This window comes from Sphingopyxis sp. BE235 (assembly GCF_031457175.1).
GTDB lineage: Bacteria > Pseudomonadota > Alphaproteobacteria > Sphingomonadales > Sphingomonadaceae > Sphingopyxis.
Genome location: NZ_JAVDWC010000005.1, coordinates 121834 through 146401 on the forward strand (window position 1 = coordinate 121834; position 24568 = coordinate 146401).

26 protein-coding genes and 2 tRNA genes are annotated in these 24568 nt (G+C 66.2%); 9 read left to right on the forward strand and 19 right to left on the reverse strand.

Annotated features, from left to right (window positions below):
* Positions 1–18: 18 nt before the first annotated feature.
* The 10 genes from J2X38_RS19065 to J2X38_RS19110 all read right to left on the reverse strand — a co-directional run bounded on the left by J2X38_RS19065 (position 19) and on the right by J2X38_RS19110 (position 7085).
* Positions 19–690 (reverse strand): tetratricopeptide repeat protein, encoded by a 672-nt coding sequence (locus J2X38_RS19065; protein WP_310256324.1) that lies wholly within the window; start codon positions 688–690, stop codon positions 19–21.
* Positions 687–1109: a cytochrome c-type biogenesis protein gene (locus J2X38_RS19070; protein WP_310256326.1), complete on the reverse strand. Its 423-nt coding sequence runs from the start codon at positions 1107–1109 to the stop codon at positions 687–689. Before J2X38_RS19070 ends, J2X38_RS19065 begins: the two co-directional genes overlap by 4 nt.
* A 140-nt stretch (positions 1110–1249) precedes the next feature.
* Positions 1250–1780, reverse strand: coding sequence for a DsbE family thiol:disulfide interchange protein (locus tag J2X38_RS19075; RefSeq protein ID WP_310256328.1), 531 nt, complete (start codon positions 1778–1780; stop codon positions 1250–1252).
* Entirely contained in the window at positions 1777–3747 is a 1971-nt protein-coding gene (locus J2X38_RS19080) for a heme lyase CcmF/NrfE family subunit (protein WP_310256330.1), read from the reverse strand. The genes J2X38_RS19075 and J2X38_RS19080 overlap by 4 nt, the downstream gene beginning before the upstream one ends.
* 100 nt (positions 3748–3847) lie before the next feature.
* Complete coding sequence (ccmE, locus tag J2X38_RS19085; protein ID WP_310256332.1) at positions 3848–4285, reverse strand: cytochrome c maturation protein CcmE; 438 nt, start codon at positions 4283–4285, stop codon at positions 3848–3850.
* Positions 4282–4437: a heme exporter protein CcmD gene (locus J2X38_RS19090; RefSeq protein WP_156419576.1), complete on the reverse strand. Its 156-nt coding sequence runs from the start codon at positions 4435–4437 to the stop codon at positions 4282–4284. Before J2X38_RS19090 ends, ccmE begins: the two co-directional genes overlap by 4 nt.
* 3 nt (positions 4438–4440) lie before the next feature.
* Positions 4441–5175, reverse strand: coding sequence for a heme ABC transporter permease CcmC (gene ccmC, locus J2X38_RS19095; RefSeq protein WP_058536129.1), 735 nt, complete (start codon positions 5173–5175; stop codon positions 4441–4443).
* Between the two features lie 205 nt (positions 5176–5380).
* Positions 5381–5734: a YbaN family protein gene (locus J2X38_RS19100; protein ID WP_058536128.1), complete on the reverse strand. Its 354-nt coding sequence runs from the start codon at positions 5732–5734 to the stop codon at positions 5381–5383.
* 126 nt (positions 5735–5860) lie between these two features.
* Positions 5861–6910, reverse strand: a complete 1050-nt coding sequence (locus J2X38_RS19105) for a Glu/Leu/Phe/Val dehydrogenase dimerization domain-containing protein (protein ID WP_310256336.1) — start codon at positions 6908–6910, stop codon at positions 5861–5863.
* A 98-nt stretch (positions 6911–7008) separates the two neighbouring features.
* Positions 7009–7085 (reverse strand) — tRNA-His (locus J2X38_RS19110).
* 114 nt (positions 7086–7199) lie between these two features.
* Between J2X38_RS19110 and J2X38_RS19115 the strand changes: the two genes are divergently transcribed.
* Positions 7200–7883, forward strand: a complete 684-nt coding sequence (locus tag J2X38_RS19115) for a 2OG-Fe(II) oxygenase (RefSeq protein ID WP_310256338.1) — start codon at positions 7200–7202, stop codon at positions 7881–7883.
* Between the two features lie 90 nt (positions 7884–7973).
* Here the strand turns inward: J2X38_RS19115 and J2X38_RS19120 are convergent, their stop codons facing one another.
* A complete protein-coding gene (locus J2X38_RS19120; RefSeq protein ID WP_310256340.1) occupies positions 7974–8720 on the reverse strand; it encodes an SIMPL domain-containing protein in 747 nt (248 codons plus the stop codon).
* A gap of 134 nt (positions 8721–8854) precedes the next feature.
* On the opposite strand from J2X38_RS19120, the gene J2X38_RS19125 reads away from it, so the two are divergent.
* Positions 8855–10630 (forward strand): ATP-binding cassette domain-containing protein, encoded by a 1776-nt coding sequence (locus J2X38_RS19125; RefSeq protein WP_310256342.1) that lies wholly within the window; start codon positions 8855–8857, stop codon positions 10628–10630.
* Between the two features lie 186 nt (positions 10631–10816).
* Here J2X38_RS19125 and J2X38_RS19130 read toward each other — a convergent pair whose 3' ends face one another.
* Complete coding sequence (locus J2X38_RS19130; RefSeq protein WP_405053476.1) at positions 10817–11299, reverse strand: DUF6456 domain-containing protein; 483 nt, start codon at positions 11297–11299, stop codon at positions 10817–10819.
* Positions 11300–11386: 87 nt separating this feature from the next.
* On the opposite strand from J2X38_RS19130, the gene J2X38_RS19135 reads away from it, so the two are divergent.
* Both J2X38_RS19135 and J2X38_RS19140 read left to right on the forward strand, forming a co-directional pair.
* Positions 11387–11947, forward strand: coding sequence for a helix-turn-helix domain-containing protein (locus J2X38_RS19135; protein ID WP_058536123.1), 561 nt, complete (start codon positions 11387–11389; stop codon positions 11945–11947).
* Positions 11948–13123 (forward strand): glycosyltransferase, encoded by a 1176-nt coding sequence (locus J2X38_RS19140; protein ID WP_310256345.1) that lies wholly within the window; start codon positions 11948–11950, stop codon positions 13121–13123.
* A gap of 61 nt (positions 13124–13184) precedes the next feature.
* Here the strand turns inward: J2X38_RS19140 and secF are convergent, their stop codons facing one another.
* Genes secF through yajC form a run of 3 tightly spaced genes read right to left on the reverse strand, consistent with a single transcriptional unit; the run spans position 13185 to position 16176 of the window.
* Positions 13185–14165 (reverse strand): protein translocase subunit SecF, encoded by a 981-nt coding sequence (gene secF, locus J2X38_RS19145; RefSeq protein WP_310256347.1) that lies wholly within the window; start codon positions 14163–14165, stop codon positions 13185–13187.
* A gap of 12 nt (positions 14166–14177) precedes the next feature.
* Positions 14178–15791 carry a protein translocase subunit SecD gene (secD, locus tag J2X38_RS19150; protein ID WP_310256349.1) on the reverse strand — a complete coding sequence of 538 codons (1614 nt, stop codon included), beginning with the start codon at positions 15789–15791 and terminating at the stop codon, positions 14178–14180.
* Between the two features lie 55 nt (positions 15792–15846).
* Positions 15847–16176: a preprotein translocase subunit YajC gene (gene yajC, locus J2X38_RS19155; protein WP_052182143.1), complete on the reverse strand. Its 330-nt coding sequence runs from the start codon at positions 16174–16176 to the stop codon at positions 15847–15849.
* A gap of 260 nt (positions 16177–16436) precedes the next feature.
* On the opposite strand from yajC, the gene J2X38_RS19160 reads away from it, so the two are divergent.
* The 3 genes from J2X38_RS19160 (at position 16437) to J2X38_RS19170 (ending at position 18738) form a co-directional block, all read left to right on the forward strand.
* Positions 16437–16513: transfer RNA gene (locus tag J2X38_RS19160), tRNA-Pro, on the forward strand.
* Between the two features lie 317 nt (positions 16514–16830).
* Positions 16831–17886, forward strand: a complete 1056-nt coding sequence (locus J2X38_RS19165; protein WP_310256354.1) for a proline racemase family protein — start codon at positions 16831–16833, stop codon at positions 17884–17886.
* Positions 17887–17964: 78 nt separating this feature from the next.
* Complete coding sequence (locus tag J2X38_RS19170; protein WP_310256356.1) at positions 17965–18738, forward strand: TSUP family transporter; 774 nt, start codon at positions 17965–17967, stop codon at positions 18736–18738.
* Here the strand turns inward: J2X38_RS19170 and J2X38_RS19175 are convergent.
* Complete coding sequence (locus tag J2X38_RS19175; protein ID WP_310256358.1) at positions 18735–19061, reverse strand: EF-hand domain-containing protein; 327 nt, start codon at positions 19059–19061, stop codon at positions 18735–18737. The two genes, J2X38_RS19170 and J2X38_RS19175, sit on opposite strands and share 4 nt — an antisense overlap.
* Before the next feature lie 97 nt (positions 19062–19158).
* Entirely contained in the window at positions 19159–20136 is a 978-nt protein-coding gene (locus tag J2X38_RS19180; protein ID WP_310256360.1) for an NADPH:quinone oxidoreductase family protein, read from the reverse strand.
* A gap of 71 nt (positions 20137–20207) precedes the next feature.
* Between J2X38_RS19180 and J2X38_RS19185 the strand changes: the two genes are divergently transcribed.
* Positions 20208–20777, forward strand: a complete 570-nt coding sequence (locus J2X38_RS19185) for a glycosyl hydrolase 108 family protein (RefSeq protein ID WP_310256363.1) — start codon at positions 20208–20210, stop codon at positions 20775–20777.
* A gap of 63 nt (positions 20778–20840) precedes the next feature.
* Positions 20841–21254 (forward strand): holin family protein, encoded by a 414-nt coding sequence (locus J2X38_RS19190; protein WP_310256365.1) that lies wholly within the window; start codon positions 20841–20843, stop codon positions 21252–21254.
* Positions 21255–21361: 107 nt separating this feature from the next.
* Here the strand turns inward: J2X38_RS19190 and J2X38_RS19195 are convergent, their stop codons facing one another.
* Both J2X38_RS19195 and alaS read right to left on the reverse strand, forming a co-directional pair.
* Complete coding sequence (locus J2X38_RS19195) at positions 21362–21844, reverse strand: SRPBCC domain-containing protein (protein ID WP_310256368.1); 483 nt, start codon at positions 21842–21844, stop codon at positions 21362–21364.
* Entirely contained in the window at positions 21841–24498 is a 2658-nt protein-coding gene (gene alaS, locus J2X38_RS19200; RefSeq protein ID WP_310256370.1) for an alanine--tRNA ligase, read from the reverse strand. Before alaS ends, J2X38_RS19195 begins: the two co-directional genes overlap by 4 nt.
* Between the last annotated feature and the right edge of the window lie 70 nt (positions 24499–24568).

Sequence of the window (24568 nt, forward strand, 5' to 3'; positions counted from 1 at the left end):
GCGCCTTTGTAATAGGTTTCAATTTGGGACGTCCGGCGCCGGCACGCCGGCCGGGATTTCGGCGGGCAGCGGCGGCCCAAGCGCCTGACGCAATTGCGCCAGCCGCATCTCCAGATCGGGCCGCCATGGCGCATCGGCGGGACTGCGCGCGAGCAGTTGGCTCCACACCGTCTCGGCGCCTTTCAGGTCGCCGCCCTGCGCCAGCGCCAGCCCCGCGAAAAAGGGCGGCGCCGGATGCGACGGATCGCGCTTTGCCGCCTCGTCGAACGCCAGCGCCGCCGCGGGCGACATCACGCCGCCGCCGTGCGCCGCCAATGCGTTGCCGAGCCCGACCCACAGGTCGACATTGTCGGGATAGGTCTCCAGCCCCTTTTCGAGCGTCTTCGCCGCGAGTTCGGTCTTGCCGGTGCGCGCGAAACCGTCGGACATGCCGAGCCACTGCGCCGCGGGACCAAAGCGTTCGGACATCCCCTGCCGCTGGTCGGTGATCGCCTCGCCAAACCCCTCGGGCTCCTCGGGCGCCGCGACGGGCTTGCCGGGCAGCGACGGATGCCCCTGCAACGCATAGCCCGCGAGGCCCAGCATCACCGCCGCCCCCGCCAGCGGCCGCGCCGCGGCGGGCAGCTTGCCGAGCCAGAAGATGCCGCCGATCGTCAGCAAGGCGACGAGTACGACCCACAACCAGATCATGCCGCCTCCTCCTCGTCGTCGTTCGCGCCGCGGCGGAAACGGCCAAAGGCCAGCCATCCGCCGAGCGCGAGGAATAGCAGCGGCCCGAGCCAGAGCAGCGCCGTGGCGCCGTCGAACGGCGGATCATAGCTGACCCAATTGCCATAGCGCGCAACAAGCCATGTCTTGATTTCGTCGGGGCTTTCGCCCGCCGCGATCTTGCTGCGCACTTCGTGACGCATATCGCCCGCGAGCGGCGCATCGGAATCGGCGATCGACTGCCCCTGACAGACCAGGCAGCGCAGCTCTTCCATGAGCGCCTTCGCGCGCGCTTCCTGCGCCGGATCCTTGAGCTGCTGATAGGCATAGGGCGCGGGCGGCAGCCGGTCCTGGGCCGCGAGCGGACTCGACGCCATGCTGGAGAAAACAAGCAACGCCATCAAAAGAACCGCCGTGCCCCTGCGAAGGCAGGGGCCCATCACCGGCCATCGCGTCCTGAAACGTCCGGCGGCGCAAAGTTCTACGGTTTGGAGATGGGCCCCTGCCTTCGCAGGGGCACGGAAATGTTCGAGAGCACCCCTCACTTCATCGCCTCAAGCTTGGCGACAATCCCGGGCACCTGATCCGCAAGAATAACGCCCTGAATCTGCTCGCGAATAATCCCCTTGCCGTCGATCAGGAAGGTTTCGGGCACACCCGACGACCCCAGCGCGATCTGGACGCTGCTCTGCATGTCGGCCCCGATGCGGTCGAACGGATTGCCATATTCGCGAAGGAACATCGCGACATCCTCGGGCCGGTCGCGGATCGCGATGCCATCGATCGGCACGCCCGCAGCCTTCAACGCCTCGAGCTGCGGCGCCTCGGCACGGCACGGGATGCACCAGCTCGCGAAGACATTGACCAGTCGCGGGCGCCCGTCGGCGAGCTGGCTGCTCTTCAGCCCCTCGACCCCGGCGGTCGCGGGCGGCAGGTCGAAAAGCGGCATCGGCTTGTCGATCCATTGCGACTGGATCAGCGTCTCGGCCGGCGTCACCAGCCGATAGATGAAGGCGCCAAACAACAGCCCCATGATCGCCAGCGGTACGAAAAGGACCCAGCGGTTCTTCATGGCGCGAAACGCTCCTGTGATTTGCGGCTGCGCCGCGCGCGCCAGATGTTCAGCAATTGCGCGCGGCCGAGCAGCGACAGCGCCGCTCCAACCGCGATCAGCGCGCCGCCGAGCCAGATCCACCACACCAGCGGCTTCCACCACAGGCGGATCTGGTAGCGGTCGGCGCTGCCGTCGTCGCTCGTCACCGGCTGACCGAGCACGGCATAAAGCTGCCCGCCCGGCCGCGTCAGTAGTGCCGCCTCGTTGGTCTCGGTCGGTGCCGTGCCCATCAGGCCGGGGAAGGTGCGCGCCTCGGGCCGCATCGTGAAGCTGCCGCCCGACGATGTCGTCGCGACCAGCGTGCCCTCGATCGCGGTATAATTCGGCCCGGCGATCGGTTTGACGCCGACGAACTTCACCGCGAAATCGCCAACCTTCACCACGTCGCCGGGCGCCGCCGCGACCAGCCGTTCCTTGATGAAGGCGCTTTCGGCGCCCATGCCGGCAAGGCACACCGCGACGCCGAAATGCGCGACGACCATGCCCCACGTCGGCAGCGGCGTGCGCCGCAGGTTGCGTCCCCACAGCGGCGCAAGGCTCGCGACCGCGACGACGCCCGCGACGGTCATGCCGAGCAGCGGCAAAATTCCGACCTTGCCACCGAACAGGACAAGGCCGAACAGAACGACCGCTCCCGCAAAAATCGCCAGCGGCAGGCGTGACCACAGCCGTTTCCCGTCGTCCTTGCGCCAGCTCAGCAGCGGACCCGCGACCATCATGAGGCAGAGGATCAGCGCGAGCGGCCCCGCTACCTTGTTATAATAGGGCGGGCCGACCGAAATCTTCTCGCCCATCGCCTCGGCGACGATCGGATAAAGCGTGCCGAGCAGGACGAGCGCGAGGATCGTCGTGAGCAGCAGATTGTTGATGACGAGCGAGCCTTCGCGGCTGAGCAACGCGAATTTCTTGCCCTCCGCCACACTCCCCGCCCGCAGCGCGAACAGGGTCAAAGCCCCGCCGATATAGATTGCCATCAGCGCGAGCAGGAACGTGCCGCGCTCGGGATCGACGGCAAAGCTGTGGACGCTCGTGAGCAGTCCCGAGCGGACGATGAAAGTGCCGACCATCGACATCGAAAAGCCGATCACCGCGAGCATCACCGTCCACGCGCGCAGGGCATTGCGGGTGGCGGTCACCGCGACCGAATGAAGCAACGCCGCGCCCGCAAGCCACGGGATCAGCGAAACATTCTCAACCGGATCCCAGAACCACCAGCCGCCCCAGCCAAGCTCATAATAGGCCCAGTAACTGCCCGCGGTGATGCCGAGCGTCAGGAAAATCCAGCTCCCGAGCACCCACGGCCGCATCGCACGCGCGAACGCCGGGCCGATCTCGCGCGTGATCAGCGCGCCGACGGCAAAGCTGAACGCGACCGACAGCCCGACATAGCCGACGTAAAGCGTCGGCGGATGGAAGGCGAGCCCGATGTCCTGGAGCAGCGGGTTGAGCCCCTGCCCGTCGGGCGGCGCCACCGGAAGCCGCTTGAACGGGTTCGACGAAAAGAGGAGGAAGGCGAAAAAACCGAGGCTCAGCGCCGCTTGCGCCGCCAAAGTCGCGACCAGCGTGTCCTCGCGCAGCCGCTTTTCGAAGATCGCGATCAGCCCCCCCGACAGCGACAGGATCATCAGCCACAGCAGCATCGAGCCTTCGTGATTGCCCCACGTCCCCGCGACCTTGAAGATCATCGGTTTCAAACTGTTGCTGTTGCGCGCGACCAGCTCGACCGACATGTCCGAGCGCACGAACAGCGCGATCAGCAAACCGAAGGCGGCCGCGGTGAGCACGCCCTGCGCAACGCTCGCCGGGCGCACGAGCGCCGCCAGATCCTTCGAACCGCCGCGCAGGAACAAGGTCCCGGCGACGAGCGACAGGCACGCGAGCGCGGCCGCGATCCACAGCAGCGCGAGACCGAGTTCGGCGATCATTGGAAAAGCTCGTCGTCCCAGCGAAAGCTGGGACCGCTATCGTTCTGCTCGGACGCCAGAGATCCCAGCTTTCGCTGGGATGACGTGAATTTAGGGGCGATCATGTCGTTGCCGGCGCCTTCATATTCTTCGGCATATCGCCCATCTGCGGCGGCATATAACGCTCGTCATGCTTGGCGAGGATGCGGTCGGCGACAAACGTCCCGTCGGCGCGCATCCGGCCGTCGGCGACCATGCCGCTCTCTTCGCCGAACAGGTCGGGCACGATGCCCTTATATTCGACCGGCACCGATGCCTTGCCGTCGGTCGCGACGAAACGGATCGTGAGGCCGTCGGCCTGCCGTTTGATGCTGCCCTTGGCGACCATGCCGCCCAGCCGCATCGGCTCACCCACCGCCGCCTTGCCGCCCTCGATTTCGACCGGCGTGCGGAAATAGGCCGCCTCGTCGCGCAGCGCGCTCGCCGCGAGCACACCGGCACCGCCGACGCCGCACAGCGCGACCAGTGCAAGAATCAGCCGTTGATGCTTGGCCTTCACTTACGATCCTTTCGCAGCGCGTCGCTGCGCTTCTCGGCCTTTTTCATCGCGCGCCAGCTCGCCCAAAGTACCGCGCCGGTCAGCACGACCGTCAGCCCATAGGCCGCGGCGACAAACGCCCATTGCCCGCCCCCGCTGATCACCCCCGTCACGCGTCAAATCCCCTCGTCGTCCGCGAGCCGCCTGAGCCGCGCCGCGACACGGTTGTCGGCGATGATCCGCCGCATCCGCATCAGGACGATCGCGCCGAATAGCAACGAAAAGCCGAGCACGGTCAAGCCCAGCGGCCACAGCAGCGCGCCGTCGATGCTCGACCCGCCCAGCGTGATGCTCGGCCCCTGATGCAGGCTGTTCCACCACACGACGCTGCGGTTGATGATCGGAATATTGATCGCGCCGACCAGCGCATAGATCGCCGCGCCGCGCGACAGCGAACCGCCCTGCCGCTGACCGTCATCGCCGCTCGTCAGCGCGATAAAGCCCGCATAGAGAAAGAGGAGGACGAGCATCGAGGTCATCCGCCCGTCCCATTCCCACCAGGTGCCCCAGGTTGGGCGCCCCCAGATCGAACCGGTCGCAAGGCACAGCGCGGTGAACAGCATTCCCGGCACCGCGATCGCGCGCGCGGCGATGCCCGACAGCGGATGCCGCCACACAAGCTGGATCAGCCCGGCGATCGCCAGCGACGTCCAGCCGCCCATGCCGAGCCAGGCCGACGGGACATGGACGTAAAGGATGCGCGCGGTTTCGCCCTGCTTGTAGTCGCCCGGCACCATCGCGAGTCCGGCCCAGGCACCGCCAAGCACAAGCAACAGCCCGGCGCCGAGCAACCACGGCGTCAGCGGCTTGGCAATCGCAAGAAAGCGCGTGGGATTAGCGTAGGCGTGCATCGGATCGCGTCGTCCTTAGGCGAGCCGGAGAAAGCGGTCCAGCAATTTGCCCGGTGCGTGCGCCGACCGGTAGCCGTCCCACTTCGTCATTCCCGCGAAAGCGGGAACCCAGTGCGGGGTCAGCCCACGCACGCTCTGGGTCCCCGCTTTCGCGGGGATGACGAATATTGGTGTGTCCGCCCTCCATCTCCAAATCGCCGGAAACTCAACCCTCCGGCCGCGTCCATATCCAGCTTCCGGTGACGGCGGCGGCGATCACCGGCACCATCACCCACGGCCAGGGCGAAAAGATCGCAGCAAGGACAATACTGAAGGCAAAGGCGGCCGTCGCGGCGATCTTGCCTTTGCGGCTGATCGCGCCCTTCGCGCGCCACGCGGCAATATGGTGCCCAAAGTGCGGGTGCGTCAGCAGCCAATTCTCGAGCCGCGGCGACGAGCGCGCAAAGCAAAAGGCGGCAAGGATGACGAACGGCACCGTTGGCAACAACGGCACGAACGCGCCAATCGCACCAAGCCCCAACGACGCCCAGCCCGCGACCAGATAGAAATGCCGTTTCATCGGGGGATGGCTTAGCGGGTTTTCTCGCCGAGGCCATCCCACAACCGTCGCCCCCGCGAAGGCGGGGGCCGCCGGCGGCCTCACGCTATGTCTCTGGCGGCCCCCGCCTTCGCGGGGGCGACGTCCTTACACCCGCCCGATCAGCTTCTGCGCCATCCGGTCGGCCACCGACGCCGCCGGCGTACCGCTGGCCTTGCTCTCGGCCCAGATTTCGGCGAGCCGGCCGGGGATCAGGTGGATGCGGCTCTCGACTTCCTCGCGGCTGCCCTGCCCCAGATATTCGAGCGCGACGTTGATGATGCCGCCTGCGTTGATCACATAATCGGGGGCGTAGACGATGCCGCGGTCGTGGATGCGCTGGCCGTCGGCCGCGGTCGCAAGCTGGTTGTTCGCGCCGCCCGCGACGATCGGCACGCGCAGTTTCTCGATGCTCGCCTCGGTCAGGATCGCGCCAAGCGCGTTCGGGCTCAGCACATCGGCCTCGACCTCCATGATCGCAGCCGAATCGGCGAGTTCGGCGCCGAGTTCGTCGGCGAGTTCCTTCGCGCGCGCCAGATTGACGTCGGCGAGGGTCAGCTTCGCGCCCTCGGCTGCCAGCCGCCGCGCGACGCCGCCACCGACGCTGCCGACGCCCTGGATCGCGATGCGCACATCCTTGGCGCTGTCGGTCTTCAACCCTTCGCGAATCGCCGCCTTGATGCCGAGGTACACGCCGAGCGCGGTCAGCGGGCCGGGATCGCCGCCCGCCTCGCCGCTCGCCACCGGCAGGCCGCTGACATGCTTGGTGTGCTTCGAAATCTGGACCATGTCGGCGTCGGTGATGCCGACGTCTTCCGCAGTGACATAGGCACCGCCGAGCGATTCGACCGCGCGGCCGAACGCCGCGAGCAGTTCGGGGGTCTTCGCTGCGCCGTCATCGGCCAGGATCACGCCCTTACCGCCGCCCATCGGCAGCCCCGCCATCGCATTCTTGTAGCTCATGCCGCGCGACAGGCGCAGCGCATCGGTGATCGCTGCCGCGCGCTGCGGATAATGCCAGTAACGCACGCCGCCCGCGCCGGGGCCGAGGTGCGTCGAGTGAACGGCGATAACCGCCGTCAGCCCGCTGGCGCGATCGCGGAACATGTGGACATGTTCATGATCGTCGAAATCGGCGAAATCCCAGACAGCGGACATAGACTCATCCTCGCATTAGAAAATTACGTTAGGACGCAATAATCCGATAGGGACTGAGAGTCACCCCAAATCCCGCATGTGCGCGAAGATAGAGAAAATGGGGCGACCAACGGGGCTCGAACCCGCGACCTCCGGTACCACAAACCGGCGCTCTAACCAACTGAGCTATGGTCGCCACATAAGCGAAGAGCGGCGCACGAAGCACCCTCGACAGCGCGCGGCGAATAGGCGCGCATCCCCCCGCTCGTCAAGCATTGTTCGCACGCGCTTCCCTGCTAAAAAGCGCGCCATGGCTGCGAATGAACATGTCGACATGGCGACCTCGGGCGCCGACCGCACTGCCGAGCGGCTTGCCGCCGTCCCCGGCATCCGCCGCGCGCCAACGCCAAAGCTGCAACAGTTCATGCTGTCGGGCTTCCTCGACGCCGAAACCTGCGCCGCGCTGATGACGCAGATCGACCGCGACGTGCGGCCGTCGACGATCGCCGACCCGAACGGCGACGACGCCTTTCGCACCAGCACGACCTGCGACCTCGATCATCGCGATCCGGTCGTGATCGCGGTCAACAACCGCCTTCACGAGCTCACCGGCATCCCGCGCGAATATGGCGAGCCGATGCAGGGCCAGCGCTACGACGTCGGACAGGAATTCAAGGCGCACACCGACTATTTCGATCCGCACGGCGCCGACTGGGAAACCTATTGCGCGATACCGGGGCAGCGCAGCTGGACGCTGATGATCTATCTCAACGAACCCGGCGCGGGCGGCGCGACGCGTTTTCTCGCGACCGGCAAGATGCATCAGCCCGAGGCCGGCAAGCTGCTCGCGTGGAACAATGTCCATCTCGACGGCACCGCGAACCCCGACACGCTTCATCACGGGATGAAGGTCCGCAAGGGCCGCAAATATATCATCACCAAATGGTTTCGCGAACGGCCCTGGCCATGGGCCGAGGGCGAGTTGGCGATTTGACGTCATCCCAGCGAAAGCTGGGATCGCTCGCGACATAGCGCAAGGTCGATAGCGGCCCCAGCTCTCGCTGGGGCGACGCCTATCTTTGGCTTACTTCACCAGACGATACTGGAAATTCAGCGTCAGCGTGTTGGCGACGCGACCCGGCTCGACCGGCGTGGCCTTTGCCGAACCGGCATCCATCGCCATGCGCACCATCGGCATCGGCGGCTGCGGGCCAAAGCTGCCGCCTTCGCTGATCGACACCAGCTCGACGTCGCGGAAGCCCGCGAGGCGCGCATAATCCTGCGCCTTCGCTTCGGCCGCCTTGATCGCGGTACCGCGCGCGCCGACCAATTGCGCGTCGGGATCCTTCATGCCGAACGACGGGCCGTCGATGTTCGTGCCGCCCGCGGCGACCAGTGCGTCGAGCAGCGGCCCGATGTCTTCGATCTTCGACGTCGTCACGCGCACGCTGTTCGACACCTGATAACCGAGGAAGCGCGGCGGCTGGCCATCACCGCGATTATTATAGTCATACTGCGGCGACAGGTTGATGCCGCTCGTCTGGATATCCTCGGCCTTGATCCCGCGCGCCTTTACGGCGGCGATCAGCTTGTCCATCGCCGCGGCATTCGCGCGCATCGATTCGACCGCGGTAGGCGCGGTCGTCGTCACGCCGGCGCCCACGGTCGCCTGGTCGGGACGCGAACGCACTTCCTCGCTGACCGCAAAGGACAGGATCGGGCCCTGGGTCGTTGCTGCTGTCACCGTCGAACCTCCCTGCTGAGCAAGCGCGGGCGTTGCCGCCATCAGCGCCAGTCCGGTTGCCATAACGGCGAACATTTGCTTCGTCATTTCATTCTCCTGTGAACCGGGCTTTCGGTCATCTGTTATGTCCGCCCCGTAACGCAGACGGAGCGAACCCGTTCCGGCCTTTGTGCGCTGCGCGCTTGCATGATGCTGAACGCGCCAGTAGCGAGCCGTTCATCATGGCAGCACCGATTTTATCTTATGAAGGCCTTGGCCTTGTGCAGGGCAGCGGCTGGCTGTTCCAGGACCTCGACATCTATGTCGGCGAACGCGACCGTCTCGCGCTGATCGGGCGCAACGGCGCGGGCAAGACCACCTTGCTCAAACTGCTCGCGGGCCAGATCGACGCCGACAAGGGCAAGCGCGTGATCGTGCCCGGCACGCATGTCGTGATGCTCGAACAGGAACCCGATTTCCGTCCCTTCGCGACGCTGATGGATTTCGCCGTCGCGTCGCCCAACGCCCCCGAAGCCTATGAGGTCGCCGCGATCGCCGACCAGCTCGGCATCGACATGAGCCGCACCGCCGCCAGTGCGTCGGGCGGCGAGCGTCGCCGCGCCGCGCTCGCCCGCGCACTCGCGCAAAACCCCGACGTGTTACTGCTCGACGAGCCGACCAACCATCTCGACCTTGCCGCGATCGACTGGCTCGAAAGCTGGCTCGCGCGTTACACCGGCGCCTTCGTCGCGATCAGCCACGACCGAACCTTCCTTACGCGCCTGACGCGCCAGACCCTGTGGCTCGACCGCGGCAGCATCCGCCGCAAGGAAATCGGCTTCGGCGGCTTCGAGGAATGGAGCGACGCCGTCGCGGCCGAAGAAGCGCGCGCCGCCCAGCGCCTCGATTCGAAACTGCGGCTCGAAGCGCACTGGCTCGAACGCGGCGTCACCGCTCGCCGCAAGCGCAATCAGGGGCGCCTCGAAAAGCTGAAGGAAATGCGCGCGACCCGCGCCGCGATGATCGGCGGCCCCGGCGTCGCCAAGCTCGGCCTCGCAAACGACGATGTGCGCTCGAAATCGGTGATCGTCGCCGAGGGCGTCTCGAAAAGCTTTGGCGACCGCACGATCATCAAAAATTTCGACTTCCGCGTCCAGCGCGGCGACCGCATCGGCATCGTCGGCGCAAACGGCGCGGGCAAATCGACTTTGCTCAAATTGCTGACCGGCGAGATCCAGCCCGACGCAGGCAGCATCACCCTCGCCCCGACGCTCGACGGCATCGTCATCGACCAGCAGCGCAGCCTGATGTCGCCCGACAAGACCGTCCGCGACATCCTTGCCGACGGCGGCGACTGGGTCGAGGTGCGCGGCGTCAAAAAACATATCCAGGGCTATTTGAAGGAATTCCTCTTCGACCCCGGCGTCATCGAGGCCAGCGTCGGCGCGCTCTCGGGCGGCGAACGCTCGCGCCTCCTCCTCGCACGCGAGTTCGCCCGCGAATCGAACCTGCTCGTGCTCGACGAGCCGACCAACGACCTCGACCTCGAAACGCTCGACCTCTTGCAGGAAGTCATCGCCGACTATGCCGGCACCGTGCTACTCGTCAGCCACGACCGCGACTTCCTCGACCGCACCGTCACCGTGACGCTCGGCCTCGACGGATCGGGCAAGGTCGATATCGTCGCGGGCGGCTATGCCGACTGGGAAGCGAAGCGGGTCAAGCCCAACAGCGTCAAAGCCAAGGCCGCAACCGCCGCCCCGCCGCCGCCCCCGACCGCGCGCAAGAAATTGAGCTACAAGGACCAGCGCGACTACGACATGCTGCCCGGCCGGATCGAGGAGATCGAAAAGGAAATGGCGGGAATCGAAATCGACCTTTCCGACGGCACCCTGTTCACGCGCGACAATGCGCGCTTTACCGCGCTGACGGCGAAGCTCGACAAGCTGCGTGAAGAAAAAGCGGCGGCGGAGGATCGCTGGCTGGAACTGGCCGAAGAGGTTGAGGCGCTCGGTTAAGTCGCGCCCTCCGCTTCCGCGACGGGTCGGCATTGGCGTGGATTAGAGCCATTCCCAACAATCGTCATTCCCGCGAAAGCGGGAACCCAGTAGCAACGTCGGCTCGCTGGGTCCCCGCTTTCGCAGGGATGACGAAGTAAAAAGGTGGACCGGCAACTTCCAGTCGCTTCCAGTCATGCGGTTTTATCATCCCGTCCCGTAAAAGCGCGCCAATCGGTCGAGCGCCAGCCCGAGCACCAGCTTGCCCGACCGCGCCGGCCACCCCAGCGCCTTCTCGGCCCCACCAATCCCCTCGCCCGCGCAAATGACGCGCCAGCAGATATCCGCGAGCCCCGGTCCCGCCGCGTCGAGCGCCGCATGAAAGCGCCGATGCGCATCGATCCGCGCCAGCGACGCGTCGGACGCGCGCGCGCCGCCGCGGTTCTTTCCCGGCGGTGCCGCATCCCAACGCATCGTCACCCGCGCCGCCAGCCCCGCGCGCTCATAATCGCCGCGCAGCCTTTCGCCCGCACCCAATTGCGCCGCCGTCAGCAGCCCGCGCGATGCCAGCCAGGCGATCGGGCTTTCGCCGACGTTGACCGTCACATGGCGCATCACCTGCGGCCCCGCCTTGCCCGGATCGATCCGGTCGTCGGGGTGAAGATGCGTTTCAAGGCGGCGTGCGGTCATGCGATTCTCCTTTGCTGCACGCCGGGCTTGACACTGGAATATTTTGTAGGAAAGAAGAAACCGATTTGGTTATTTGAGGGTTTTGCGATGATCAACAGCATCCGCTCGGTCCGCCGCGCCAAGGGCCTGACGCTCGAGGAGGTCGGCCAGCGCTGCGTTCCGCCGACGACGGCGCAGACGATCGGCCGCCTCGAAACGGGGACGCGCACCCTCTCGCTCGGCTGGATGAACCGCATCGCCGCGGCGCTCGGCGTCGACGCCGCCGAACTCGTCCAGTTACCGCAGGACACGCAGCTCACGATCACGGCGCTGCTCGGCGCCGAGGGCGCACAGGCGCCGACGCGCGTCGAACAGGCGCTGACCGCCCGCCCGGGCGAGGATATGGTCGCGGTGCGCGTCACCTCGTCGATCGGCGACTATCGCGCGGGCGATGAAATCTGGTGCCGCCGCATCGAGGGCGACTGGGCGAGCGTGCTCAACCGCGACCTGCTCGTTCCGCGCCCCGCCGGCCGCTTCTTTTTCGCGCGCCTGCTCAACGTCGACGGCGAAAAGCTGCACCTGCTCCCGCTCGGCACCGGCCAGCGCCAGCAGGTCGTTAGCAACCCGCCGTGGGCCGCTGTCGCCGTCCGCCTGCTCCGCACGCTCTGAGTGTCCGCCGCTCCGCCACTCCGCGTCCTGTCGATCGCGACGTTGTTCCCCGACGCCGCGCGGCCCAACTTCGGCCTGTTCGTCGAAAAAAGCCTGCGCGCGCTCGCGGCGCAGCCGGGCATCGACCTCACGATCGTCGCGCCGGTCGGCTTGCCACCCTTCCCGCTCTCACTCCACAAACGCTATCGCGCGCTCCGTAGCCTCCCGCGAAGGGAGGGCTGGAACGGCCTCACCGTCCTCCGCCCGCGCTTCACGTTGATCCCGCGGATCGGAGCAAGATTCAATCCGGCAAAAGTCGCAAACGCCGTGCTGTCTGGGGTGCGCGGCCAGTCCTTCGACGTGATCGACGCGCAATTCTTCTATCCCGACGGCCCCGCCGCGATGCGTGTCGCGGACGCGCTCGGCCTCCCCTTTTCGACCAAGGCGCGCGGCGCCGACATCAGCCACTTCGGCCATGACCCGGCGACGCAGTCGCAGGTGATCGAAGCGGGCAGGAAAGCCGCGGGCCTGCTTGCCGTCTCCGAAGCGATGCGCGGCGACATGGCCGCGATCGGCATCGACCCGGCGAAAGTCGCCGTCCACTACACCGGCATCGACACCGCACGCTTCCACCCCGGCGACTGTGCCGCCGCGCGCGCAGCGCTCGGCATGGACGCCAGCCCCGCAATCCTCACCGTCGGCGCGCTGATCGAACGCAAGGGTCAGGCGCTTGTAATCGAGGCGCTGCCCGCGCTGCCCGACGTCCACTATTGGCTTGCCGGCGCGGGCGATGAGGAAGGCCGTTACCGCGCGCTCGCGCAAAAGCTTGGTGTCGCAACCCGCGTCCACTTCATGGGCCCCGTCGCCAACGCCGACCTGCCGCAGCTTTATCGCGCCGCCGACCTTGTCGTGATGCCGTCGGTCAGCGAAGGCCTCGCCAATGCGTGGGTCGAGGCGCTCGCTTGCGGCACGCCCATCGTGATCAGCGACGCGGGCGGCGCCGCCGAGCTGGTAACGTCGCCAATCGCCGGGCGGATCGCCCCGCGCACACCGGGCGCGATTGCCGAAGCCGTGCGGGCAATCCTCGCGGCCCCGGCCTCACCGTCCGACGTCGCGGCCAGCCTTGGCGGCCGCTTCGACTGGGACCGCAACGGCCGCGAACTCGCCGCGCATCTCCGCCGCTGCGCAAGTCGCTAGATACGGCAACGCCGGCCCACTCGCAGAGCAGGCCGGCGCCGTTTTTTAAAAGCTACGGGCCTCAGACGACCGCGCCGTCGTCCTTGCGCTCGACACGCTCGCCGCCGTCCATCCCGGCCGTCGTGCGCGGCACGAAGCTGTGCGGCCCGACCTTCAGCCACACGAGCACCGGGGTCGACATCAGCACCGACGAATAGCCGCCGATAAACACGCCGAACAGCATTGCCGCGGTAAAGCCGAAAATCACGTCCGGGCCAAAGAGCAACAGCATGCCGAGCGCCAGGACCATGGCGACCGTCGTCATGACCGTACGCGACAGCGTTTCGTTGATGCTGAGATTGAGAAGCGGAACGATCTCCATCTTGCGGTATTTTTTCAGATTCTCGCGAATTCGATCATAAACGACGATCGTGTCGTTCAGCGAATAGCCGACGATGGTCAGCAGCGCCGCGACGCTGTTCAGGTCGAACTGCATCTGCGTCACCGCGAACAGGCCGAAGGTCAGCGATACCTCATGGAACAGGCGGCCAAGCGCACCGACGCCGAACTGCCATTCGAAGCGTATCCATATATATATGGAAATGCCGAGGATCGCGAGGCCCAGGCTGATCGCCCCGGTTCGTATCAATTCTCCCGAGACCTTGCCCGAAACGGTTTCGACCGAGCCGGTCTTCGCGGTCGGGAAGGCTTTTTGAATGCCCGATACCAGCTGCTGCCCCGCGCGCTCGGCGGCGGCCTTGTCGCCGTCAGGGAGCGCGGTGCGGATCGACACCGCCTTGTCCGATCCGAACTGCTGGATCGTCGCTTCGCCAAGGCCGATGTCGCCGACCTTTTCGCGAATTTCGTCGATTGGCGGCATCCCCTGAGTGAATTCAACGCGAACCGACTGGCCACCGACGAAGTCGACGCCGAGGTTCAGGCCCTTCACGGCGACCAGTGCGATCGACACGGCCACGAGGAAAAAGCTCATGAATGACGCGACTTTCCGCCACCGCAGGAAATCGATGTTGGTGTCGTCAGGAACGAGTTTCAGCAAGCGCATCGTTTCGCTCCCTTAAATATTGATCGACGTCGGGCGCTTGGTCCGCAGCCAATGGGCTACGAACATGCGCGTGACGGTAACGGCGGTGAAGACGCTGGTGACGATCCCGATGGTCAGAACCACCGCGAAGCCCTTGATCGGGCCCGAACCGAACCAGAACATCAACGCGGCGGCGATGACATTGGTGACGTTCGCGTCGAAAATCGCGCGGCTGGCTTCCGAATAACCGAGCTCGATCGCCTGAAACACCTTTCGCCCGCGTTTCAGTTCCTCGCGTATGCGTTCGTTGATCAGCACGTTCGCGTCGACCGCGGCGCCGATCGTCAGCACAAAGCCCGCGATCCCCGGCAGCGTCAATGTCGCGTTGAACGCCGCCATGACCGCGATGATCAGGAAGACGTTGAAGACCAGCGCGACGCACGCATAGACGCCGAAGCGGCCATAAACGACGAGCATCAGCACCAGCACCGACACCGTGGCGATGATCCCCGCGATCGCGCCCTTGCGGATCGAATCGGCACCGAGTTCCGGGGTCACCGTGCGTTCCTCGACGACGGTCATCTTCACCGGCAGCGCGCCCGAGCGCAGCGAAATCGCCAGTGCGTTGGCGCTCGCGACGCTGAAGCTGCCCGAAATCTGCGCACTGCCGCCGAGGATCGGTTCGTTGATCGACGGCGCCGACAGCACCTTGCCGTCGAGCACCATCGCGAAACGCTTGCCGACGCTCTGCGCCGTCACCTTCGCAAAGGTGCTCGACCCGCCCGAATCGAACCGGATCGAAACGACCGGCTGGTTGTTCTGGGGATCATAGCTTTGCTTGGCGTCGATCAGCTGCTCGCCGCTGATCATCACCTGGCGGCGCAGCACTTCGAACGCGGCGCCGCTGCCCTCGCCCTCGGCATAGGGGACGATTTCACTGCCGACGGGAACGCGGCCCGCGGCGGCTTCGGCGGGGTCGGCGTTGGCGTCGACCATTCGGAATTCAAGCCGTGCGGTCTTGCCGATCAGTTCCTTCAGCGCGGCCGGGTCCTGCAGGCCGGGGACCTGCACGACGACGCGGTCGTCGCCTTCGCGAATGATCGTCGGTTCGCGCGTGCCGAGCGCATTGACGCGCTTGTCGATGATATCGCGCGCGGTATCCATCGCGTTCGCGACGGCCTGTGCCTGCCCGGCTCCCGTCGGGGTCATCTCGATCCGCGTCGAATCGACGACCGTGATGTTCCAGTCGCGCTGGCCCGTCAGCTGCGCGCCGCGCGTTTCGCTGAACAGCCGCTCGCGAGCTTCGTCGAGCTTCGCGAGATCGCGGACGAGGAAGCTGATCTTGCCGCCCGCGGTCGACAGTTCGCCGATCGCGATATCGTCGTCGGGTCCGCTTTCGCCGCGCATCGCGGCGCGCACGGTCTTCTCCATATTCGCGAGCTGCGTCTTGCGAAGGTCGGCGATGTCGGCTTCAAGCAGCAAGTGGCTGCCGCCGGCAAGGTCGAGGCCCAGATTGACCTTCGCCTGCAGGAACGACGGCAGGCTGTCCCTCGTTTTTTCAGGCAGGAAGCTGGGGATGGAAAAAAGGATACCGAGCAGCAGGATGATGCTGATGCCGATGGTCTTCCAGCGCGGGAAATCGAGCATGGTCTAGAAATCCGATAGCAAGAGCGGGACCGCGAAGGACGCGGGGCCCGCCGCGTCAGTCGTTGGCGGGCTTGCCACCGGGCTGCAGGACGTCGGCGAGGGTCGACTTGACGACCTTGATCTTCACGCCCTGTGCGATTTCGACATCGACGAAATCATCGTCGACGCGCGTGATCTTGCCGACGATGCCGCCGCCGGTCACGACCTGGTCGCGCGGCTTCACCGCCGCGACCTTGGCGCGATGTTCCTTGGCGCGGACCTGCTGCGGGCGGATCAGGAAGAACCAGAACACCGCGAAGATCAGCAGATAGGGAACCAGCATCAGGAAACCGGCAGCCCCGCCGCCCGATCCGGCCGCCTGGGTCAGAAGCAATTGCGTCGACATGAGTGAAAAACTTTCCGTTCGTAAGCATTGCCAATTCCCCTTGCGGAACCGGCACGCAAATATGGCGCGGCGCCTATCACGCAGGGAAGCCCCGCGCAACCGGTCGCTGCGCCCCTCCCCCTTGGCAAGCGTGGCCGAAATGGGAATGATACCCGCCATATCAACCCCGCCCCGTCAATCGAGGCAATAACGCGCCATCCCCGCTTGCATCGTCCGCCAACCCGCGCTAGGGGCCTCGCCTGCCCTTACGGGGGCCCGGTCGGGACGTAGCGCAGCCTGGTAGCGCATCACACTGGGGGTGTGGGGGTCGGAGGTTCGAATCCTCTCGTCCCGACCAATTTAACGGACAATCTGACAGCATCCTGACAGGATAGCGCGCCATCGGGGCCGGGCGCGACGCATCGGCGTCGTCCACCCCATTAACGCGCGGGCAGCGCACGAGCGGAAAGCGCGGGGATATGCAGGCGGGCCTTCTGATCGTTGCGGCCGCATTTCTGACTTCCATCCTTTCGGGCATTTATCCTCGACCGCATCAGCGACGCGCACTTCCGCGCCGGCCGCCGCTGGATCGTCACGATCATCGGCGCGACCTTCCTATTCCAGGCGGCGCAGATCGTGCTTGCCTGAAGCGCCGCGCTCGACTGAGATACGGATATGACATCGAATCGCGAAACCACGATCATCCGCATCGTCGACATGCACACCGCAGGCGAGCCCGTCCGTATCGTCGAGGCCGGATATCCCCCACTCGCCGGCAACACGATCCTGGAAAAAAGGCGCGATGCCCAGACACGCTTCGATCACCTGCGCACGATGCTGATGCTCGAACCGCGCGGGCATGACGGCATGTACGGCGTGATCCCGACCGAGCCCTGCGCAGCGGGGGCCGACCTTGCGGTGCTCTTCACGCATCAGGAAGGATATAGCACGATGTGCGGCCACGCGACCATCGCGATCGGCCGCTGGGCGGTCGACACGGGGCGCGTCGCGCGCGTTGACGGCAAGGCCCGCTTCGGGCTCGAGGCCCCTTGCGGCGTCATCCAGGTCGATGTCGAGACGGACGAAGCCGGCGTCACCCGTGTCGCATTCGAGAGCGTCGAATCTTTTGCGAGCGCGCTCGATCGGACTGTTGAGGTTCCCGGCCGCGGCCCGGTCCACGTCGACATCGCTTTCGGGGGCGCCTTCTACGCGATCCTGCCCGCGAGCCGCATCGGCCTGTCGCTGATGGAAACGCCGCTGGCAGAGCTCGTACAGGCCGCGACCGCGATCACCGAGGCGATCCGCGCCAACGGGCCCATCGTCCATCCGACCGAACCCGATCTCGGCTTTCTCTACGGCACGATCCTGACCGACGATGTGGCGCTCGGCATGCATGGCGGCCAGCCCAGCTACAATCTTTGCATCTTCGCCGATGGACAGATCGACCGCTCCCCGACCGGCAGCGGGGTAACGGCGCGTATCGCGCTCGCCGCAGCGAAGGACGAGATGACAGTGGGAGACAGCTGCGAAATCCGGGGCGTATCGGGCGAAGGCTTCGTCGGGACACTCGCCGCGATGAACGGAGCCGGACTCGATGCCGTGTCGCGCGTCCGGGTCGCCGGGCAGGCCTGGTATTCGGGGCGCAGCGAGATGATCGGGGAGCCCGGCGACCGCTTCGGTGCGGGCTTCACTCTCCCGCGCCGCCTTGCCGAGCTCGACACGCCGGTGTGACGCAGCGCGTCTGCCGCATTGCTATGCGGCGCCGCTCCATGCTGGCCAAGCCAGGCGATCGCATCTAGGAGCGCCGGCATGGAATTCGCCCCCGAAATCTTCGCCTTCCTGATCGGCGTCGCCTTTCTTGCCGGAACGGTCGACGCGATGGCGGGCGGCGGGGGCCTCCTCACCATTCCCGCGTTGATGGCGGTCGGCGTTCCGCCGGTCTCGGCGATCGCGACGAACAAGCTGCAAAGCACGATCGGCACCGGCTCGGCCTTCCTGACCTTCTGGCGCGCGGGGCATGTCGATCTTCGCCGCTTCGCATGGCCCGCGGCGGGAGCCTTTGCCGGCTCGGTGCTCGGCGCGACCGCGGTCCAATATGTCCGGTCCGATTTCCTCGCCGCGCTCGTCCCGCTGCTGCTCATCGCGATGGGCTTCTATTTCCTGCTCGCGCCGCCGATGAGCAGCGTCGATCGCCACGCGCGCGTCGGCCCGCTCGGGCTCACCCTCATCGTTACGGCGCTCGGCTTCTACGACGGCTTCTTCGGCCCGGGCGCGGGCTCGTTCCTGACGCTCACCCTCGTCGCGCTCGGCGGGCTCGGGCTCGTTCGCGCGATCGGCAACGCAAAGTTCCTCAACCTCGCGACCAATGTCGCCGGCCTGCTCGCGATGATTATCGGCGGTCATGTCCTGTGGCTGCTCGGCCTCTCGATGGCCGCCGCCAATGTCGCGGGCAACCAGCTCGGCGCGCGGCTCGCGATCCGTTTCGGTGGGCGCGGGGTGCGGCCGCTGCTTGTGGTCATGTCCTTCGCCCTGACCGCCAAACTCCTCGCCGACCCCGCCAACCCGCTCTGGACGCTCTTTTAGGGCTGACCCTCCTCCGCCGGCGGCGGCGGTTCGGCCCGCGCCTTTTGCTTCGCGGCCAGTTCGGCCTTGTCGACCACGCCGTCGCCGTTCGCATCGAGAAACTTGATGAAGGCATCGACCTTTTCGGGCGAGGCCATCGTCGGATCGCCCTGCTGCTGGGCGCGCATTTCAGCCATCTTGGTGATCTCGGCCTTATCGAGCTTGCCGTCGCTATTGGCGTCGATCATCGCGAACATGCGGCCGCCATCCTGCGGCGGCTGCGCGGCAGCGATGCCTGGAACAGCCATACCGATCGAAGCGGCGATCATCGTCAATTTCTTCATTCCATGTCCTTTGGTCATATCGGCAATAGCGCCGGGACGCCCCGCCGAGGACATGGCAGCTCCTGTGTCGCAAAACTATGGCAGCGGCTTCGGCTCGTCACGGTTTCAGCACGACCTTGCCCACCACCTCGCGCCGCTCGAGCATCGCAAAGCCCTCTCGCCAGTCGGCGAGGTCGAGCGACGCATGGACATGCGGCCGGATTTTCCCGGCGGCGGCGAGCGCATCGATCGCCGCGACATTCTCCGCTCCGCGCTCGGGAAAGCGCCGCCCATATTCGCCCGCGCGCACCCCGACGACCGAGAAGCCCTTGATCAGCGGCATGTTCACCGACACCTCGGCTATGCGCCCCGATGCAAAGCCGATGACGAGCAGGCGCCCGCCGAACGCGATACAGCGCGTCGATTCGTCGAATATGTCGCCCCCGACCGGATCGAAAATCACATCGGCGCCCTTACCGCCGGTCAGCACCTTCACCTCGTCGCGAAATCCCGGCCCGGCGGAAATCACTGCATCGGGCGCGTAGAGCCGCGCGATCGCTTCGCGCTTTTCGGCGCGGCTCGCCGCCGCGATCACGCGCGCACCCAGCGCCTTCGCCAGATCGACCGTCGCCAGCCCGACGCCGCCCGCGGCGCCATGGACCAGCACCCACTCGCCCGGCTCGACCCGCGCGCAGCGAACCAGCGCGACATAAGCGGTGAGATAAGCGACCGGATAAGCGGCCGCCTCGTCCCAGCTCAGTCGTTCGGGCTTGCGGCGAAGGTTTGCCGCCGGAACGACGGCATATTCAGCCATCGCGCCGAACCGGTTGCCGCCGATCACAACGTCGCCTGACGCCCAGCCGTCGACGCCCTCGCCCACCGCATCGACCTCGCCCGCGAATTCCAGCCCGGACACGAACGGCAGGTCGGGCTTCAACTGATAGCCACCGCCGGTCATCAAAAGGTCGGGGAAATTCACTGCCGCCGCGCGCACCCGCACACGAACTTCGCCGGGTCCGGGCAAAGGTACGGGCAAATCCGCAAGCGCCGCCCCCGCATGATCGGACAGCAATTCGCGTATTTGCAAAGCCCGCATGGCGAAAATCCTTTCCTACAATATTCCCATATGGTTCGTTTCACCTGCCCAACAAACCACAGGAGCGAATCATGCCAAGACCAGACCCGTCTGCCTGCGATGCAGATATCTTGATCGATGCCGTCATCGACCGCGAAGGCCGATATGTAAACCACCCCGCCGACCGCGGCGGCCCGACCTGCTGGGGGATCACCGAGGCGGTCGCACGCGCGCAAGGCTATGCCGGCGCGATGCGCGAGCTGCCGCGCGGCGAGGCCGCCGCAATCTATCGCCGCCTCTATTGGCTGCGTCCCGGCTTCGACAAGGTCGCGCTGCGCGCCTCCAAAATCGCCGCCGAATTGTTCGACACCGGCGTCAATATGGGCACCGGCACCGCGGCGGGTTTCCTCCAGCGCGCGCTCAACGCGCTCAACCGCGCGGCGCGCGACTATCCCGACATCGCGGTCGATCGCGAGGTGGGCCCGCGCACGCTGTCGGCGCTCGACGGTTTCCTGAAAGCGCGCGGCAAGGACGGCGAAACCGTCCTCCTGCGCGCGATGGAGGCGCTGCAAGGCGAACTCTACATCGCGCTCGCCGAACGCCGCCCGAGCCAGGAAGCCTTCCTCTACGGCTGGCTGGCCAATCGCATCGGCGAGCACTGACCCCGCCGACATGTCGATTCCGAGTGAAGTTGTGAGGATTCTCTAGCAAAAAGGAAAAGGACCATGAGCATTATCGAAGGCCTGATCGGCCCCATCGCCAAGCTGATCGACAAGATCATCCCCGACCCTGAAGCGCGCGACCGCGCCAAGCTTGAGTTGCTGAAGATGGAGGGCAGCCAGGAGATGGAAGCGATCCGCACCCGAATGACTGCGATCGTCGCCGAGGCGAACAGCGCCGACCCGTGGACCAGCCGCGCGCGGCCGAGCTTCCTCTATGTCATGTATGTGCTCTTGCTGTGGGCGATCCCGATGGGCCTGATCGCCGCCGCGCGTCCCGAAATGGCGAAGGGGATCGCCGACGGCATGAACGCCTATCTCGCGGGTATCCCGGAGTCGCTCTACGCGCTCTTCGGCACGGGTTATCTGGGTTACACGGCCGCGCGGGCGTGGGGGAAAGCGAAGGGGGTCGAAGGTTAGGGCTGCCCACCAATTCCGTTCGTGTCGAGCGAAGTCGAGACACCCATCGGGGTGGCGCCGTACTGACGGGCATCTCGACTTCGCTCGATGCGAGCGGAAACGGGGAGTTACTTAACCGCTTCCACCACCCCCGCCAAATTCGCCAGCGAGCTATTCAACCCCTCGACATGATCCTTCGCCGAAATCCCCGGCGGCACATGATGCGCGTCGATCGTGACCAGCGTGCCGCCGCTCTGCCGCGACAGATACCAGTGCATCTCCATCGTCCCCGAAAAGCGCGGATCGTCGGACTCGAATTCGACCTGCCACACCACCAACCGCCCGTCGTCGAGTGTCGGAATATAGACTTCCACAACGTCGCTATCGTCGTCGCTCTTGGTCTCGACATCGGCGTCGTCAAAGGTCAGCCGCATCAAAAAGCCGCCGCCTGCGCGCAGGTCGACGTGCTCGAACGTCCCTGTCGCCCCCTCGGGCGGCAACCATATCGCGAGCTTCGCCGCGCTCGTGAACGCCGAAAAGACATCGACCAGCGGCGCGGCGATCAGCCGTTCGGCATGATCGATGCGCCGCGTCTTCTTGGTCGGTTTCAAGCGAGCGCGGCTTTGACCGCCGCGACGGCGTCGTTCGCTGCGCCGCCGTCGGGTCCGCCGCCCTGCGCCATGTCGGGCCGCCCGCCGCCGCCCTGCCCGCCAAGCGCCGCAACCGCGGCCTTGACGAGGTCGACGGCGCTGAGGCTGCCCGTCTTGTCGTCGGTCACACCAACCGCGACCGAAGCGCGCCCGTCGTTGACCGCGACCAGCATCGCGACGCCACTGCCGACCTGCTTCTTCAGCCCGTCGACCGTGCCGCGCAGGTCCTTCGGATCGAGCCCGTCGACAACCTGCGCCAGGAACGCCGTATCGCCGACCTGCTCGACCGCGGGACCAGCCGCCGCGCCGCCACCGCCGCCCCCAGAACCGCTAAGGGCGAGCGCCTTTTTCGCATCGGCCAGTTCGCGCTCGGCCTTCTTGAGCGCCTCGGCGAGCTGCGCAACACGCGCCGGCACATCGTCGGGCGAGGTCTTGAGCGCCGCCGCAGCCGCCTTGAGCGCCTCGTCGCGGCCGTTCAACCACTGGCGCGCGGCATCGCCGGTCAGCGCCTCGATGCGCCGCACGCCCGACGAAACCGCGGACTCGCTGATGATCTTGAACAAGGCGATGTCGCCAAGCGCCCGCACATGCGTGCCGCCGCACAGCTCGACCGAATAGCTATGATCGTCCGCCGCCCCCATGCTGAGCACGCGCACCTCGTCGCCATATTTCTCGCCGAACAGCGCCAGCGCGCCCGCCGCGACAGCATCGTCGGGGGTCATCAGTCGCGTCGTCACCGCCTCGTTGCCACGGATTTGCGCGTTCACATCGGCTTCAACGTCGGCGATTTCCTCGGGCGTCAGCGCCTTGGGGTGCGAGAAGTCGAAGCGGAAGCGATCCTCGGCGACGAGGCTGCCCTTTTGCGTGACATGCCCGCCCAGCCGATTGCGCAGCGCGGCATGCACAAGGTGCGTCGCGCTGTGATTGGCGCGAATGCGGTCGCGCCGCGCGGCATCAACCGACAACTGGACCGTATCGCCGACCTTCAGGCTGCCGGCCTCCAGCTTCGCCGTATGCGCATGCAGCCGTCCGAGCGGTTTGCCGGTGTCGCTGACCGAAGCCTTGGCGCCTTCGAGCGTCGCGAGCGTGCCCGCGTCGCCCATCTGGCCGCCGCTCTCGCCATAAAAGGGCGTCTGGTTGGTCAGAACGACCAGTTCGTCGCCGGCCTTGGCTTCGTCGACGGGCACGCCATCCTTGACCAGCGCAATCACCTGGCCCTCGCCCGCGGTGGCGCCATAGCCGGTGAATTCGGTGCTGCCATTGGCTTCGGCGAGGTCGAACCAGATTTCCTCCGACGCCTTCTGCCCGCTGCCCTTCCACGCCGCGCGCGCCGCCACCTTCTGCTGCGCCATCGCGGCATCGAACCCGGCGCGGTCGACCGCGATGTCCTGCGTGCGCAGCGCATCCTCGGTCAGATCGTAGGGAAAGCCGAAGGTGTCGTAGAGCTTGAACGCGACATCGCCGGGCAGCGTCGCGCCCGCGGACATCCCGACCGTCGCCTCGTCGAGCAGGCGCAATCCCTTGTCGAGCGTCTGACGGAACTTCGTTTCCTCGCGCTCCAATGTCTCGGCAATCAGCGGCTGCGCGCGGATCAGCTCGGGATAGGCGGCGCCCATCTCGGCGGTCAGCGACGGCAGCAGCCGGTACATCAGCGGATCCTTGGCGCCGAGCAGATGCGCGTGACGCATCGCGCGGCGCATGATCCGGCGCAGCACATAACCGCGCCCCTCGTTCGACGGCAGCACGCCGTCGGCGACAAGGAAGCTCGACGCGCGGAGGTGATCGGCGATCACGCGATGGCTTGCCTGCGTCGCGCCCTCGGCGGGGACGCCGGTCAGGTCGACCGACGCCGCGATCAGCGCCTTGAACGTGTCGGTGTCATAATTGTCGTGGACGCCCTGCAGCACCGCGGCGACGCGCTCCAACCCCATGCCGGTGTCGATGCTCGGCCGCGGCAGGTCGACGCGGTCGCCGGGACCGCGCTGGTCATACTGCATGAACACCAGGTTCCAGATTTCGACGAAGCGGTCGCCGTCTTCCTCGGGCGATCCCGGGGGGCCGCCCCAGATATGGTCGCCATGGTCATAGAAGATTTCGCTGCACGGCCCGCACGGACCCGTGTCGCCCATCGACCAGAAATTGTCGCTCGTCGCGATGCGGATGATCCGCTCTTCCGGCAGGCCCGCGATCTTCTTCCACAGGTCAAACGCCTCGTCGTCGGTGTGATAGACGGTGACGGTCAGCCGCTCGGGCGCAAGGCCCCAGGTCTTGGTGACCAGCGACCAAGCGTGATGGATCGCCTGTTCCTTGAAATAGTCGCCGAAGGAGAAATTCCCCAGCATTTCAAAGAAGGTATGGTGCCGCGCGGTGAAGCCGACATTGTCGAGGTCATTATGCTTGCCGCCGGCGCGCACGCATTTCTGCGACGACGCCGCAGTGCTGTACGGACGCTTTTCCAGCCCGGTGAAGACATTCTTGAACGGCACCATCCCGGCGTTGACGAACATCAACGTCGGGTCGTTGTACGGCACCAGCGGCGCCGACGGTTCGATATGGTGGCCGGTCCCCGCGAAATAGTCGAGGAACGAGCGGCGAATGTCATTGGTCGATGTCATGCGCGCGAATTAGGGATTTTGCGGCGATGCGACAAGCCGGTTCGTGTCGATGACGATCATCGGGCCAATC